The 15,644-nt window shown below is 45.4% G+C and carries 17 protein-coding genes; 4 read left to right on the top strand and 13 right to left on the bottom strand.

Going from position 1 to position 15,644, the window contains the following annotated elements:
- The first annotated feature begins 2 nt into the window (after positions 1–2).
- The 3 genes from IQR33_RS05075 to IQR33_RS05065 all read left to right on the top strand — a co-directional run bounded on the left by IQR33_RS05075 (position 3) and on the right by IQR33_RS05065 (position 3,086).
- Positions 3–1,439 carry a tripartite tricarboxylate transporter permease gene (locus IQR33_RS05075; RefSeq protein ID WP_322631752.1) on the top strand — a complete coding sequence of 479 codons (1,437 nt, stop codon included), beginning with the start codon at positions 3–5 and terminating at the stop codon, positions 1,437–1,439.
- Positions 1,440–1,718: 279 nt separating this feature from the next.
- The gene (locus IQR33_RS05070; protein ID WP_053307019.1) at positions 1,719–2,234 is read left to right on the top strand and encodes an adenylate kinase; all 516 of its coding nucleotides are present in this window, start codon (positions 1,719–1,721) and stop codon (positions 2,232–2,234) included.
- 81 nt (positions 2,235–2,315) lie between these two features.
- Positions 2,316–3,086, top strand: a complete 771-nt coding sequence (locus IQR33_RS05065) for a sulfite exporter TauE/SafE family protein (protein WP_053350349.1) — start codon at positions 2,316–2,318, stop codon at positions 3,084–3,086.
- 292 nt (positions 3,087–3,378) lie between these two features.
- Here the strand turns inward: IQR33_RS05065 and IQR33_RS05060 are convergent, their stop codons facing one another.
- The 13 genes from IQR33_RS05060 to sctW all read right to left on the bottom strand — a co-directional run bounded on the left by IQR33_RS05060 (position 3,379) and on the right by sctW (position 14,218).
- Positions 3,379–4,350, bottom strand: a complete 972-nt coding sequence (locus IQR33_RS05060) for a TAXI family TRAP transporter solute-binding subunit (RefSeq protein ID WP_017821698.1) — start codon at positions 4,348–4,350, stop codon at positions 3,379–3,381.
- A 205-nt stretch (positions 4,351–4,555) separates the two neighbouring features.
- A complete protein-coding gene (gene vopD, locus IQR33_RS05055; protein ID WP_047102689.1) occupies positions 4,556–5,560 on the bottom strand; it encodes a type III secretion system translocon subunit VopD in 1,005 nt (334 codons plus the stop codon).
- Between the two features lie 10 nt (positions 5,561–5,570).
- The gene (vopB, locus tag IQR33_RS05050) at positions 5,571–6,770 is read right to left on the bottom strand and encodes a type III secretion system translocon subunit VopB (protein ID WP_005377260.1); all 1,200 of its coding nucleotides are present in this window, start codon (positions 6,768–6,770) and stop codon (positions 5,571–5,573) included.
- Positions 6,771–6,777: 7 nt separating this feature from the next.
- Complete coding sequence (vcrH, locus tag IQR33_RS05045; RefSeq protein ID WP_005377258.1) at positions 6,778–7,263, bottom strand: SycD/LcrH family type III secretion system chaperone VcrH; 486 nt, start codon at positions 7,261–7,263, stop codon at positions 6,778–6,780.
- Between the two features lie 12 nt (positions 7,264–7,275).
- Positions 7,276–9,099, bottom strand: coding sequence for a virulence-associated V antigen (locus tag IQR33_RS05040; RefSeq protein ID WP_158156520.1), 1,824 nt, complete (start codon positions 9,097–9,099; stop codon positions 7,276–7,278).
- Between the two features lie 10 nt (positions 9,100–9,109).
- On the bottom strand, positions 9,110–9,394 hold the full coding sequence (locus IQR33_RS05035; protein ID WP_005377254.1) for an LcrG family type III secretion system chaperone: 285 nt from the start codon (positions 9,392–9,394) through the stop codon (positions 9,110–9,112).
- Positions 9,395–9,454: 60 nt separating this feature from the next.
- On the bottom strand, positions 9,455–9,868 hold the full coding sequence (locus IQR33_RS05030; protein WP_053304394.1) for an LcrR family type III secretion system chaperone: 414 nt from the start codon (positions 9,866–9,868) through the stop codon (positions 9,455–9,457).
- Positions 9,868–11,994 carry a SctV family type III secretion system export apparatus subunit VcrD gene (gene vcrD, locus IQR33_RS05025; RefSeq protein ID WP_104979251.1) on the bottom strand — a complete coding sequence of 709 codons (2,127 nt, stop codon included), beginning with the start codon at positions 11,992–11,994 and terminating at the stop codon, positions 9,868–9,870. Before vcrD ends, IQR33_RS05030 begins: the two co-directional genes overlap by 1 nt.
- The gene (vscY, locus tag IQR33_RS05020; protein WP_158156522.1) at positions 11,978–12,319 is read right to left on the bottom strand and encodes a type III secretion system chaperone VscY; all 342 of its coding nucleotides are present in this window, start codon (positions 12,317–12,319) and stop codon (positions 11,978–11,980) included. Before vscY ends, vcrD begins: the two co-directional genes overlap by 17 nt.
- Before the next feature lie 5 nt (positions 12,320–12,324).
- The gene (vscX, locus tag IQR33_RS05015) at positions 12,325–12,702 is read right to left on the bottom strand and encodes a type III secretion system protein VscX (protein ID WP_005377246.1); all 378 of its coding nucleotides are present in this window, start codon (positions 12,700–12,702) and stop codon (positions 12,325–12,327) included.
- Positions 12,699–13,073 (bottom strand): type III secretion chaperone SycN, encoded by a 375-nt coding sequence (sycN, locus tag IQR33_RS05010; RefSeq protein WP_005377240.1) that lies wholly within the window; start codon positions 13,071–13,073, stop codon positions 12,699–12,701. Before sycN ends, vscX begins: the two co-directional genes overlap by 4 nt.
- Positions 13,060–13,344, bottom strand: a complete 285-nt coding sequence (locus IQR33_RS05005) for a TyeA family type III secretion system gatekeeper subunit (RefSeq protein ID WP_005377239.1) — start codon at positions 13,342–13,344, stop codon at positions 13,060–13,062. The genes sycN and IQR33_RS05005 overlap by 14 nt, the downstream gene beginning before the upstream one ends.
- Positions 13,325–14,218 (bottom strand): type III secretion system gatekeeper subunit SctW, encoded by an 894-nt coding sequence (gene sctW / locus IQR33_RS05000; protein ID WP_005377238.1) that lies wholly within the window; start codon positions 14,216–14,218, stop codon positions 13,325–13,327. Before sctW ends, IQR33_RS05005 begins: the two co-directional genes overlap by 20 nt.
- 185 nt (positions 14,219–14,403) lie before the next feature.
- On the opposite strand from sctW, the gene vscN reads away from it, so the two are divergent.
- Positions 14,404–15,644 (top strand): SctN family type III secretion system ATPase VscN (gene vscN, locus IQR33_RS04995; protein ID WP_193843565.1); only part of this gene is annotated, 1,241 nt, incomplete at its 3' end.

The following is a 15,644-nucleotide window of genomic DNA, read 5'->3' as shown; positions in this document are numbered from 1 at the left end:
TTATCGGCATGTTACCTGGACTTGGGCCGATCTCAGCCATTGCTTTGATGATCCCAATTACTTATGGCCTAGAGCCCTCCTCTGGCCTTATTTTAATGGCGGGTGTTTATTACGGTGCGGTATTTGGTGGCTCTACATCGTCGATTTTAATTAACGCGCCGGGTTGTTCTTCAACCGTGGTCACAGCATTTGACGGCTACCCAATGGCCCAAAAAGGCCAAGCAGGTAAAGCATTAGCTTTGGCAGCTTATTCGTCTTTCACTGGCGGTACGCTATCTGCCATTATGTTGCTTGTTGCCGCACCAGCATTGGCTAGCGTCTCCCTTAGCTTCCAATCGTCGGACTATTTTGCGTTGATGCTACTTGGGTTATCAGCTGTCGCGGCTTTTGCGGGGAAAGGTCAGGTAATCAAAGCGTGGATGATGACCATTCTTGGTTTGATGCTATCTACAGTTGGAATCGATAAAGGCGTAGGCGTTGAACGCTTTACCTTCGGTTTAACGGATTTAATGGATGGCTTTAGCTTCTTGTTGCTTGCAATGGCGACATTCGCACTGGGTGAGACACTGATGGGCATCCTTAAACCATCAAAAGACACCAGCGATGAAGAACAAGAAAAGCTGAGCAACATTGGCTCAATGAAAGTGACCAAGGAAGAAATCAAAGATGTTGCGCCTGTTTCAATTCGCTCTTCAATATTAGGCTTCTTCACTGGCGTTCTTCCTGGCGCAGGGGCAACCATTGCTGCTTTTTTAAGCTATGGTATGGAGCGCAACCTCGCACCTAAAGAGAAAAAGGATGAGTTCGGTAAAGGCAGTATACGTGGTTTGGTTGCGCCAGAGTCTGCGAACAATGCAGCATCTAGTGGTTCATTTGTACCGCTATTAACGCTTGGTATTCCGGGCTCTGGTACAACAGCAATAATGCTCGGTGCGCTGATCGCTTATGGTATTCAACCTGGCCCTCGCCTGTTTGTTGAACACCCAGATGTGTTCTGGTCAGTGATCATTTCCATGTACTTCGGCAACATCGTACTTGTGATCCTGAACTTACCGTTGATTCCGTACATTTCAAAGCTTTTGGCGGTTCCAAGAACGGTGCTTCTACCGATGATTTTATTCTTCTCAATCACCGGCGTTTATTTGGTCTCTTTTAATACTATGGATGTGTTCGTGATGCTGATTGTGGCTATGGCTGCCATTGCACTTCGGCTCGCTAACTTCCCACTCGCACCTTTATTGCTGGGCTTCATCCTTGGAGGATTAATGGAAGAGAACTTACGCCGCGCATTAATGATTTCAGATGGAGAACTGAGTTTCTTATGGGAGCGTCCTATTACCCTTACCTTTACTGTTTTAGCTGTATTGGTATTGGCAAGTCCACTAATCGTAAAGCTGATTCAAAAGTTTAAAGCACAGCCAGTCAGCGTTGAGCAGTAATCGCTGTCTCTTTCAACCTAGATAAAGCCATCCATCGTGATGGCTTTATCTTCCACCCTCCAAATCGTTCGCTTATTGTGCAGATGGTATTGACAAATCACTGTCGTTATATGAAGGTGATTGTATGAACACACACTTAGCGCAACTTAACCAACGAATTATCATCATTCCATAGGAATGGTGGGATTTTTTGATGCGCTCAGTATTTATCGAACCCACCCATAACGGTGGGTTTTCTGTCTCTACCGTATGGGAAAAGCTCTCTTGGAGGCGGTCACAATGCAAAAAATAGCAGTTTTTGGTAAACCCGGCAGTGGAAAATCGACGGTAAGTAAAGTAATCGCGTCGGCTACCGGTCTTCCTCTTCATCAATTAGATTCAATAGTCTATAAACCAAACGGTGATCCCGTTGAGCGTAACGTTTTTGATGAAGCCCATAGCAATATACTAAGCTCAGATCGTTGGATTATAGATGGCCTTGGACCGATCAGCTCTTTTAACGCTCGTTTAGATGCAGCCGATACTCTCATTTATATTGATCTACCATACTCAGTAAGCTATTGGTTTGTGACGAAACGTCTCCTTAAAGGACTTTTCATTAAACCTGAAGGTTGGCCTGATGGTAGTTCGGTACTGAAAGGAACGTTACAAAGCTACAAAGTTCTTCAGCAATGCCCTGCATTCTGGAATGATGACTTTATGTCTCGCCTCGAGGGGTACTCTCAAACTAAAGCCGTTCATGTCATCAAAAACGTTACAGAACTGAACAATTTTGTTTTGGAGCGGGTAAAGTAAACCTCATATCAGAACATTAGAGCATGTAGGTTGGATCATCTGAAGCTCTAACAATGAAAAAGAACATAACAAGGATTGTTTATGCTTTTAGAACTCGCACTTTTATTCGTTGCTGGCGTAATTGGTGGGATCATTAACTCCATAGCAGGAGGCGGAAGCTTTATTACTTTTCCGGCTCTATTGGCAGTTGGTGTTCCTCCTATTATGGCTAACGCAACAAACACGTATGCTTCATGTGCGGGTTACATTAGCGGAGCCGTCGGGTTCAGAGAAGAGATCATGAAGAACAAGCATGAACTGCTGTTCACAGTCTCATTCAGTTTAGTCGGCGGCGCTGTCGGAGCATATCTGTTGCTCAACACGCCAGAATCGCTATTTATGGAAGCTATCCCTTGGTTACTCTTATTTGCCACCGTGCTTTTTCTCACCGGTTCTCGTTTAACAATGCTAATCAAAACTGTCGCGAAAGAGCACAAACATGCTGGCATACTCGGAGCAATCGCGTTGGGTTTACTACTTGTTGGTGTCTCTGCTTACGGTGGTTTTTTCAACGCAGGTTTAGGGGTTATTGTTCTGAGTTATCTGGTAGTAGCTGGTCACCAAGACATTAATTTAATGAACGGTTTGAAATTGCTCGTATCTACGTGTGTTTCACTCATTGCTATCGTGATTTTTGTTGCCAATGGCTCCATTGATTGGCACACAGGTAGTGTTGTTTTGGTCGGTACGTTGGTAGGTGGGTATCTTGCAGCTCGTGTATCTCGTCAACTGAATCCCAATCATGTTAAAGGGTTTGTTGCTCTTTCTTCTATTCTCATCACTCTCTACTTTTTCATTGATGTTTATGTTTAAGCAAAACTTGTACAAGTGGATAACAATCCTACAAAAACACCAGCGCGAAAGATTAATGCAGATAGCTTAACGATTTTTGTGTCACTCCAGCGAGGTTAGGAATCTAATAGCACTACACTGAGCGGCTAATGAAACCATTTTGATCACAAAGTGCTCGGATAGAAGATCCTGTATCACGCTCCTTCGTCGCTGTACAGGATGACGAGAAATAGAAATATGCCACTCGCGGTTAAACGAGTGGCATTGATCGAGAAAGATGGCGTTTTACATCAATAATAAGAGAAAGTAACGCTTACTTAATCAGCCCTACTTCTTTGTAGTATTTGAGCGCACCTGGGTGAAGAGGCGCAGATAAACCGTCTTTTACCATTTCCTCTTTCTTCAAGTTTGCAAACGCTGGGTGGAGACGGCGGAAATCATCGAAGTTTTCAAATACCGCTTTAACCACGTTATAAACCACATCTTCTGGTACCGCAGTAGAAGAAACAAACGTCGCGCCCACACCAAAGGTTTGAACATCACTATCTGTGCCACGATACATACCACCTGGGACATTTGCGACACGATAGAAGCTGTTGTTTGCAACCAGTTTTTCTACATTAGGTCCAGCTACCGTTACGATATTACTATCACACGACGTAGTGGCTTCTTTAATCGCTCCACTTGGGTGACCAACGGTATAAATCATCGCATCAATTTTGTTATCACAAAGTGCTTTTGATTGCTCTGCTGCTTTTAACTCAGAGACAAGCTTAAAGTCGTCGTTACTCCAACCATACTGGTTCATTAGTACTTCCATAGTACCTCGCTGACCAGAACCAGGATTACCAATGTTAACGCGCTTACCTTTCAAATCATCAAAAGTTTTGATGTTCGCGTCTTTACGTGCAACGACAGTAAACGGTTCTGGATGAACGGAGAATACGGCGCGTAGCTCTTTAAAAGGCCCGCTTTCTTCAAACTTACTGGTTCCTTTGTAAGCATGATACTGCCAGTCTGATTGCGCGATACCGAGGTCCAATTCACCAGCACGAATAGTGTTGATGTTATAAATCGATCCCCCAGTACTTTCTACCGAACAACGGATACCGTGATCTTCTCGCGATTTGTTAACCAAGCGACAAATAGCGCCACCAGTCGGATAATAAACCCCTGTTACTCCACCGGTACCAATCGTGACAAACGTTTCCTCCGCAGACGCAGAAAAGCCTGTTGTGAGTGCCGCCAAAGAAGCCGCAAGTGCGATTTGCTTAAACTTAAACATTGAACATCCCTTTTACTTGTGTTGATGACCGTTTAAGTATAGCAATCGTTAACAATTTGATAACGTTTAAGTTCTCATCCTTGGAGGTTGATTTATAGATATATACTTTTTTATCAACTTAACCTACTGATAAATAGCATTTAGACTTGAATCCCATAAAAAAAGCGTTGTATAAACAACGCTTTGTAGTTAGTGAAACGGATGGTTACACCGTTGGGACTGATGCTCGCCACGCTTGGTTCTGGCTATCTGAGATAGATCGGAACAAGTCACGTAGCTCTTTCAATAAGCCTTCTTGGAAACCAATGTTTTCATCGGCTTTCTGTTTGGCTGCTTGTGCGCGAGTCGCTTGTACTTCATCATCTTTGCTGCGCGCTTGCGCTTTGGTTTGCTCTACATTCGATGCTGAGTTTGCCATCTGGCCCAAAGCTTGAAGAATAGCGTTCTTCGCTTGGTTTGAGCTCATCAACTTATCGAACTTACGGCCACCACTTGTCAGCTGCGCTGTCGTGTCTGCGATATTGTCTTTCGCTAGTGAGTGCGCACGCTTAACCTGATCTTGCTGCGTTTTAGACAAGCTATTGTTATTTAATAACTCTTCTGCTTGATCGAAGCCAGCTTTTTGCGTTTTAAGTACATTATTGCTCGCCATTTCATTCTTGATTTCTTTCCCTGCTTTGAAAGAACCAAGGGCACCAATAATTGCGGTAGCACCCGCTAGTACACCCGAAACGACTGCCATCGCGATCATCGCGCTTGCCGAGTTGTTGAGTTCTGCCGCTTGGCTTTCTAAACTCGCGACGTTTGCTTCAACAGCAATTTCACGTTGTAGCACTTGCTGCTCACGGCTCAGCTTTGATACTTGATACAACAATGTTAATAGCGTCAACGATTGTGATACCGCATCTGATGGTGACTTGATCACCTCCTCACCGTTAAGTGCTTTCATCGTTGTGCTCATTAATGAGCTCACCGTCGGCGCAAGAGCGCTCATTAGGTTTGCAACAACTTGAGCTTGGTTACTCACTGTGGGAGCTTTAGGTGTCTCTAACTGGTAGCGTGCTGCACCAGAAACACCTGACTCACTTTGGCTTTTAACAGCGCCCGCTTCAAGCTTTGTTTCCGGTGCTTTTTCTGCTTTGTTGGTTTTAATGGTATCGCCTAAACCGTATAGTTCACCACGACCCATTCCGCCTACTTTATCTAGCATAATAAACTCCTTATACCGTTGCAGGACGGCTTAACACCGTTTGCATCGTTTCACTTTTCGCTTGAATCATTTGCATGATGAGGCTCATCAGCTCTTGGAAGTCTTCCATCAACTTACCAATCTCTTCTTTGAGCTTATCAATGACAGCCTGGCTTAACGTCATTTTGGCTCGAAGGTCTGTGATATCAGCCTGAATCTCTGTCACGTGAGCATTGTTAGCAGCGTGAACACTGTCCGTTGCGCCTTTACCCACGTTGACGGCAAGATCGACGGTTTCTGCGCCATAACGAATCGCTTTCGCTGTTGTTGTCGCAGCTTTTGTGCCCATATCCGCCACTTTCGCCATGTTTGCAGCGGCTTTCGTAGCGATTTCCGTGACCTTTTGAGCTACCTTACCAGCACCTTTCGCTGCAAGTTTCGCGATACCGCCAGCTGCTGCACCACCAAACGTCACAACAGCTCCGATAACCGCGACGGCGATTTCTAATGCCATTACGACTTTGTTTAGCACATCGACATTTACGCCCGCTTCTTTTAGCGCATCTTGAACGGCTGGCTCTTGCAACGCCATGCTCACTGCTCCCATGACGCCACCAGCGATCATAAGTGCACCGGCCGCTGCACCAACACCCGTTGCCACCATTACGGCACCAACAACAATAGAAACCACCGCACTGATCCAACCAAAGATCTTCGCTGCTAAGCCTGATTTTTGGGCTTCTTTTGCAGCGGCTTCCGATTCTTTGATTTTGTCTTGGTTTTCCACCATCTCTTTTTCGTGCTTAGCTTTTGCGACCTTCACTTCCTGAATTTTCAGCTCGTTTTGAGCACTTTTCAGTTTATCCGTGATAGCAGCAAGCTCTACTTCAAAATCATCAGCAGATCCTGCGATGATTTTGACGGCAATCGAACCTGTTTGGTCTGCAACTGCATGGAGAGATTTTGCAATGGTATCGACGATCTTTTGCAGCTGTGCCATGGCTTTTAGCGTCAAATCATTCACTTTGTCACTAACAGCTGCGTTAGGTGCATCTAACTGAACTTTTACTTTTCCGGTGTTCAGTACATCTGCATCTTTACTCTTCACGTTTTCTACCGTCACAGAAGGCGTCGCTGTAGACGCCGTTTTCTGCACGTTATCTAACGTGGCTTGGCCAGATTCAGGGCTATAAACCTGTGTCTGGATGCGGTCAAGTGCAATAGAACTCATAGTCTAATTACTCCTTTTTATTTCTCACCGCTTCTAACATGATGCCTGCACGCTCATGCAAATCTGCATATTGTGATTTTCCGGCAGACATCTCCTTCGCGCTGTAAAACCCACTCTCTGCTTCTGTCAGTTGTTCCAGTTTAAGGTGACATTCAGCAGAGTGAAAAGGTGGGCGTGGATCATTTACGTCCACTAGCGCTGCGTAGCTGTAGGCGTCTATTGCCTGCAGATACTCACCCAACTCCTGACGAGCCGCGCCAAGGCCAATGAAAAATCGCGCCTGATAATGATCAAGCATGCTGAGTAATTGAAATACTTTCGCTGCTTGCTCAATCTTTCCCGATTGGAAAAAGTTGTAACCTACGGCATAAATGTGTTCGATGGTGTCCTGAGACACATCGTGCAACATTTTTAGCGTGCCTCCCTCTTCCAGAAAAGACAGCAGCTCTTCTGCTTGCATTTGGGATGGATCGGTCGCGTTTGTTTTAGTCATGGTTGGTTATCCTTAAATGGCTCGTAGGATTTCTTGTAAAATACTGTGGTACTTCTGAACAAACTTGTTCATCGCTTCAACGGTCGAGTTGTATTGAGAACTGGTGTCGTTCAGCTCAGTGGTTTTGATTTGCACTTCATCGTTAAGCAACTTGGATTTAGCACTGACAGAACTAGAAAAATTAGACAGTTTTTTCGACTTCTCTTCGTCTTGGTACGACGCACCATCACCGATAGTAATACCTTGTGTTTGAAGGAAGTCTCGATGGTTTGTTATCTTATTATCCGTCAAATACTTGTACTCAGGTGAAGCTTCAAAATCCGTTTGATTGCTGTAGTTAAAGTCACTCGCTTTGAAGTTACTTTCTGGATATCCCGGTTTATAAACCCCATCAACACTTTGCGTAGAGTGAATTTTTGATTGCACAACACCAAAAACTTTAAGCTGTATTGTGAGATCCTCTAATGCCTCTTTCTGGTCATTACGTTTCTCTAAACGGTTAACACGACGCTCATTTAGTGCAAGCAGCACTTGCTCATCAAAACGGTCTCCAATGCTGGACTCAACAACGGCCAACAAATCACGAGCCGTTAGAGAGTGCTCTGCTCTCACCTCGCGATCCGCTTTCTCTTTATCGGTGATATTGAGTAGACGCTCTTTCAATGCCCCTAAGTTCTTGCGCAATGCCTCGTATCGCTCAGTAAATGAAGCCCCGGTAGATTCACCTTTTACTATTTTTTCAAACTGTAATCGGATATCTCGTTCGGTGTTTTCTTTGATCAAATTAACTTGAGCTGCCGTTATCTGTGTCTTTTGGACATCGGCTATCGCGCTGTCCTGGTAAAAGTCGTCGATTTCTATATTTGTTAAACTCACCGCGAAGTTGGCGAACAGACTAGAAAGGGTCAAAGGCTCAGTTCCACCAATGACAGTATTAAGTGCTGCTTTTAGATTGTTCGTTCCACTCGCCTCACCATAAGCTGCGCTATATTGGCCTTTCACTTGAGCGGCCATTTCATCTAACGCTTCTTTAAGCTGCTGCTTAGAAATACCAGGAGTCCAGGTAATTCTGCTAGCTAGCGCACTTGCGTCATCGGTGCTTAAAGTAATACCGATGCCTTGAAAACTACTTTTTAATTGAGCTGAGACTTGAAGAGCGAAACTCTCTTTAGTCAACAGAAAGTCCGAGCTCTTCAGTTGCGCGAGATTAACGGAGCCTAAGCTACTAAAGGCATTGCGAAGAAAAGAAATAGAAGCATCTCTCACTTCACGGGAGCCCATTTGATTAGCAAGCACTGCAACAAAAAGAGAAATTTCTTTGGTGGCGTTAGCCAGACCTGTCTCGGAGAGGTTGGCGATCTGCTCCGCTTGGTTACTCTGAGTCCCCAAATTGAATTGACTAACAAACTCAGTAGATAACGAGCTATCTACGTTTTCCGTCAGTAACTTACTAAACCAAGCCTGAAACTGATTTGATAGCGTTTGGTTTGTTTGAGCATTAAACTCGGCTGCGGTTAATTCGCCATCTGAGTTAGCACTTTGTAGCGACTTTATCCAAACAGATGCGGTGTCGGTCAATGATATACCAGCAAACGCGTTATTTTTCGCTTTTAGGTTTTCAAGCGTATCAACATAAAGCGCGATGCTTTGTGATTCCGTTTGTCCCGAGATAGTTGGCAATGAAGAGATTAGAGAGGCAAGTTGCTGAGTCTCTGCTTCACCCAGTACAGGGGTAAATGCCTCTATCAAGTTTTGTTGGAAAGTGGGTAATGGTGCACTACTCGCAGCTGTGTCTGTTGCTCCTGTCGTAGAGCCAGTCGTTTTCATATTCGTCATTTCCAAACCTCTAAATCATCATGCCGCGCATCACTGTGGGACGCTTTCTGCGTTTACCTGACGTACCTTGTAGCTGAGTTTGTTGTTGCCGGCGGCGCTGGACTTCGTCTATTAGCTCTTGCTCTGCACGTTTCATGGTATCTACTGGCGCTTTTATGCCGCCAAGTAAAACATCCCCCGCAACAGGACCAACACCTAAGCCTTCCAATAGCTCGTTAAAAATATCGGTTCTGTCTTCAGCTTTTCTAATGGCAAGCTCAGCGTTCTCAATCGCATCGGTAAACGGTTGCTTCATCTTGATTCCTATCTTAAAGCGGGTCATCTCATCGGTGCTGTCAGTAACAGTCGTGAGTTTTTACTTTTTCAACTTTTTCAAAGGTCTATAATCTGCTAGACGTAAACAGTACCAGTCGTCTAGCTCATCATGGCTTGCACCGCATGCTTTTAGATAGAATTGTGCCAATCGCTGGCTGCTCATGTTGCTACCACGTAACACATCGACGTTGCCGCGAATGACCCAATCGGAGGGATAAAGTTGAATGGCATGTTCAGCCAAAAGAAATAAGCCGGCAAAGGGGTTACTCAACCCCAATTTTGGACGAACGCGTTTCAGAAGAACGATGATGATTTCACCGTCCTCCACCCGAAAAACGAGCTCTAAGCCCTCAACTTCAATTCGATAACCAAGTTGAATTTCACTTTGTTGCCAAAAGTATGGCGTCACTTCGATCCCCGCTTGCGCCAGCGAGAGTATTAGTTTTGTTTTCATTACATCCCCACCCTTCCAAGTGGCTGAATATTGATTTGCTGGGTTAGTTCTTGAAATGACAAAACGGGCAGATCGTAGTATTCCGATTCAATAAGCTTTCGCACATATCGGCGTACATCCATAGACACAACTAGCACAGGTTTATTCGGCATGCGGCTTAAGTCACCAATGGTCTGTTTCACATCACTGACAAATTGTTGCGTTACTGACGGGTCTAACGCCAAGTAACTCCCTGCTGAGGTTTGACGAATACCGCTGCGTATTGTGTCTTCGAGACTTTGATCCAATAAGTAAGCGGGCAACATGTTTTGTCCGCTCGCGTATTTGTAGCAAATGTAACGTTTTAAGCTGGAACGAATGTACTCCGTCAGCTGTACAACATCTTTCTCTTTTTGGCCCCACTCAACCATCGCTTCCAAGATCACGCGAAGGTTTCGGATAGAAATGTCTTCAGAAACCAAGCGTTGCAAGATTTCCGTCATTTTTTGCAACGGAACAATACGCTGGGCCTCTTTGACTAGCTCCGAATAACTGCCTTCCATCTGCTCCAACAGATAACGCGTCTCCTGAATACCAATAAAGTCTTGTGCGTACTCCTTAAGAACATGAGACAAGTGGTACGTTAAAATCCTGTCGGGTGTGAGAAAACCGACATGACTGGCTACGAGTTTTTGCTCATAACTCTGTGCCACCCAAATGCTAGAAATACCGGGTAGAAAATCTTCATCTTGCTCATAAGGCACGCCTAATAAATCGATCTGTTCATTCCCTTCTGTCACCAAGAGTTGATCTTTAACAATTCGTCCTCGTGCAACCGGGACTTCTTGTAACTGAATTAAGTACTCGCCATTTTGCATCCCCTCGTTAAAGCGCAGGTGGATGCCTGGGAAAGGCACGCCTAGGTCGAGATATAGTGCGCGTCTAACCCTTGCTAGCTCTTCATTTAATGCGACCGCTTCCAAGCTTTCCTGAAGGCTCGCGTCAAGATCAATCAACAGCGGGACCGTCATGGCGAACTCTTCTTGCTCACCTAACTTACCTTTACTGTTTCTAGAAGGCGTAGGTTTGCTTGGCTTCGCTGCTGGCGAACCGGCCCCTTGCGAAACAAAGCTTGATAAGTCGGTGCTATCTGATTCCGCTTGTTTTTTCTGTTGATAGAAAAGGAAGAAACCACCACCACCAACCACGGCGGCCAAGACCAAAAAAGTGATTTTTGGAAACCCAGGGATGAGTGCGAACAGCACCAAAAGCACACCACCAATAAGAAGCGCACGTGGCTGAGCAATGACCTGCCCACCAATGTCCGACCCAAGATCAGAAGAATCTTCATGAGAAACACGCGTCACGATAATACCGGCGGTAATCGCGATAAAGAGTGCCGGGATCTGCGATACTAAACCATCGCCAACGGTCAAAATCGCAAATAACTCAAGTGCTTCAGAAGCACTCATGCCTTTTTGCGTTACCCCGATCGTGACGCCACCTAAGATGTTGACCACAATGATGACCAGACCCGCAATGGAGTCGCCTTTAACGAACTTCATCGCGCCATCCATCGAGCCATACATTTGGCTTTCTTTTTCAATCAGTGATCGTCGGTGCCTAGCTTCGTGTACGTCAATTACTCCGGCACGCATGTCACCGTCAATACTCATCTGCTTACCAGGCATCGCATCGAGTGAGAAGCGCGCACTAACTTCTGCTACCCTCTCTGAGCCTTTGGTGATCACCATAAACTGAACAATGGTAATGATCAGGAACACAACAATACCGACCACTAAGTTACCGCCCACAACGAAGTTACCGAATGTATAAACGATTTGACCAGCATCGCCTTGTAGCAAGATCAAGCGGGTTGTCGTGATAGATAAAGACAGACGAAACAATGTCGTGATCAATAGCACCGCAGGAAATGCAGAGAACTCAAGTGGCGTGGTGATGTAAATCGCTAACATAAGCAGCACCACCGCAATGCTCATGTTGGTGCCAATCAGCACATCCACCAGTGCGGTAGGAAGTGGCAATATCATCATAAAGACGATCGCGAGTAACATCACCGCAAGCATAATGTCTTTGCGTTGCCCTACTTTGTTTAGAATATCGATCAACTTATTCATGTGATTCACTATTTAAAGATTGCAGATAGCGTCGGTGCGCTTGGCGTGCCCCATCGACGTCATTTTGTTTCCAACGCGCTTGGCTTAAACAAAACCAGAGTCCTGCCGAGTCAGGATGAAGGTCGGATTTTAATAAGTGCTCACACACCTCAATCGTCCGGGTATATCGACCACTTTGTAAACACGCCACAGCAAGTGTTTGCATCGCCTCTTTGTGATGCGGTTCTATTTCTAGAACCGCATCGAGAATAGAAATGGCATGCTCTGGCTTTTGGTATTGAACTTGTAGCGCAGCGTGAACAAGTAAGAGTTCAATGTCTTTGGATCTCAACATGTTGGTTAGACCTGAATAAGGAGATTGAGCGCCATAGTGAGGTAACGCTGATCTAGTTGCGTACTTTGTAGCGTTTCAGATGCTTTGATAAAAGAAGCGGAGCCTGAATCCTGTGCAAGAACTTGCAGCTGAGCTAACGTTTCATCAAATTGTTGACGGTATTTTTCTGGACGCAACAACTCTGAGTGCAGCAGCTTGGGCTTAGTTAACGCGATGAGATATTGGTCTGAAGGCCTGAGATCATAGAGCTTCTCTAAATGTGTAGCGACCGCCTGACCATCAGGAAGCAATTGAAATCGCTCTGGGAAATCGGCCTTAACTTCACTATGAGTAACATGCGTAAAGGCTTCGATGCCTACGTTTAAAGTGCTGACTCGAGTCATGAGCCTGCCACATCGTTATGTAGACGAGCCAAAAGCGTAAACGCTTGCTCTAAGGTCGGAAGTGTTACTTCTTCTCCTTTTAGCCTTGCTGAAAAAACCAGAGTTTGTTCATCTAACAAGCCGGTTTTAATTTCGAAAGGCCAGCCTTGATCGGCATGACACAAACACAGTGCACTTTGAATAATGTCACTGGTTTGATGCCAAGATAACGCTCGAGACAACATCAAGAATAACTGCTCACCCTGTCGCTCAATATGCAGCGTACCACTTTGCTCAAAATCCAGCTGCACCCGTCCAGCTGATGAGAAATCGACGGCATCGAGCCCCATTCCTCGGCAAAATTCATCGACGGATGCATCAATCCAACTCATCTTCCCACGCTTCCTCTTCTTCTATATCAATGGCTTCGTCTAGCGCCTTTTGTACCGCTTGGATTAAATTCTGTCGTTGTTCTTCATCGGCGAATACGTCAATTGGGATTGCGCGAACTAACTTATGGAACTCTCGAAAAAAATCGATTTTTTGTTCTACCGCCGTCAATTCCATTGCGTTGGCGACTTTCCATATCTCATCACTGCTTACCCATCGCTGCTCTACCAACGCAATCACATCAGCCATCAAATTAGAAACTTGATAAGCCATAATTCGTCCTTTCCGGTTTAAACATTTGGAACAGCTGACTCACACGATCTTGCAACGTATTTAGAGTTTTGAGTTTTTGCATATCGGACATCAACCACTTCAACTTAACCGAATCGATACTGCTACCTTGAACACTAAGATCTGCACTCATGCCTTGCAGCATAAAGTCAACAGCGGTCGATACCTCCTGCTCACCAAAGCGCGCCACAACATCTTGATAAGCCGCGCCGAGCCCTTGATAACTATGAACGGTATCGCGGTAGAAGCCGCGCAGCTGATGCAAAGAGCTAAACTCTTGCTCTTGGCTGTATTCATCAGCAAAATTTGAGACACGGATTTCCGTATCAATTTGAGACCATGTATCTGGGTTTTGCTCGATTCTTAGAAGTGCTTGGTCAATCAGCGCTAGTAGGTGTTTACTTTCTGGACTCGCACTCAAAAACTTTTTAACGGCTTTTAGGGCTAGGTATTGATGGCTTTTCTCATCGGAAAACCCATTCAAGTAGGCTTGTAATTGCGCGATGGTCGAGATATTTCCTCCCGCCATTTTTGTAGCCAAATCTTTGATTTTTTGATTCTTTTCAAGATCAGGGACTTTTCTTAAGTAGTCCGAAACGAGTTCATGTGCTTCATTAACTCGAACACCACTGTCTTTCACTTTGCGCTTGGTCAGATCTTTCTCTGCTTTTTCGGAACCGAGTGAAGTGAGTTCTTCCATCGCATCAAAAAGTGATTGTGTGGCATTGTGAACACGGACGGTTTCACCGCGATAATTGCCTTTTTGTGAAACGTCGGGACGAGACGATTCCAACCCGTTTTGGATAGACGCATCAAACTTTGGATTTGTTGCGATATGATTGTTGATAATACTCATTCACTTGCACTCCTTCCGCACAATACAGGCGAATTATAGGAAGTGCGCTTTGTTGAAGCTGTCAAAATCAGACGTGTTTTTTTAGTGCGCTTTCAGTTTTCTAAAAACTCCCGACTGATATTCACTATAAATTGATTCTTATACTTTCTATCCTCTCAGCATCAATCATTGCGCATATTTTTACCTTGAACGATTTCTCATACATCACTGATATCCAACAATCTGCGATTAAACACACGCGTTTGATCCAAATTCGCGGGCGCGTTACACAAGTCACCGGCACCATTATCAAAGCTGTCGTCCCTGGCGTTCGTGTAGGTGAACTGTGTGAGTTGCGTAATCCCGATCAAACTCTGTCTTTGTTAGCGGAAGTGGTTGGCTTCCAGCAGCATCACGCTCTGCTCACCCCATTAGGAAATATGTTTGGGATTTCCTCAAATACAGAAGTAAGCCCAATGGGCAAAATGCACGAAGTGGGTGTTGGCGACCACCTGTTAGGTACAACGCTTGACGGGCTTGGGCGTCCTTTCGATGGTACGCAAAGTCAGGAACCAAGTGCTTGGTATCCTGTTTATCGCGATGCGCCACCACCAATGCAACGTAAACTGATTGAAAAGCCAATCTCTCTTGGCGTTCGATCCATTGATGGGCTACTGACCTGTGGTGAAGGTCAGCGCATGGGTATTTTTGCAGCGGCTGGCGGGGGTAAAAGTACCCTACTGGCAAAACTGATTCGCTCCGCAGAAGTTGACGTGACCGTTCTCGCCTTAATTGGTGAACGCGGACGCGAAGTGCGCGAGTTTATTGAGCATGACCTAGGCGAAGAAGGAATGGCCAAATCGGTTTTAGTGGTCGCTACCTCTGATCGCCCAGCAATGGAGCGCGCCAAAGCCGCTTTTGTTGCCACTTCTATCGCAGAATATTTTCGTGACCAAGGTAAACGCGTGCTACTGCTGATGGATTCTGTAACGCGTTTCGCCCGCGCACAGAGGGAGATTGGACTAGCCGCAGGCGAGCCACCAACACGACGTGGCTATCCGCCTTCCGTTTTTGCCGCTTTGCCAAAGCTGATGGAACGAGCTGGACAATCAGACAAAGGATCAATTACAGCACTGTACACCGTGTTGGTGGAAGGTGACGACATGACAGAGCCTGTCGCGGATGAAACTCGCTCCATTTTAGATGGGCACATCATTCTCTCGCGTAAACTTGCCGCAATGAACCATTACCCTGCGATTGATGTACTTCGGTCAGCAAGCCGAGTGATGAATCAAATCGTTGAATCCGATCATCAGGCGTCTGCTGCTCATATTCGCGAAATGTTAGCTAAGTATGAAGAAGTTGAACTGCTAATAAAAATTGGCGAATACCAACATGGCGCAGATAGCCGAGCGGATTTGGCCATTGCACAAAGTGATGATATACG

The sequence above is a fragment of the Vibrio sp. OPT46 genome (genome assembly GCF_015163535.1).
In the GTDB taxonomy this organism is placed as follows: domain Bacteria; phylum Pseudomonadota; class Gammaproteobacteria; order Enterobacterales; family Vibrionaceae; genus Vibrio; species Vibrio alginolyticus.
The sequence above is the reverse complement of the archived record's forward strand: the minus strand, read 5'-3'. Positions and strand labels throughout refer to the sequence as shown.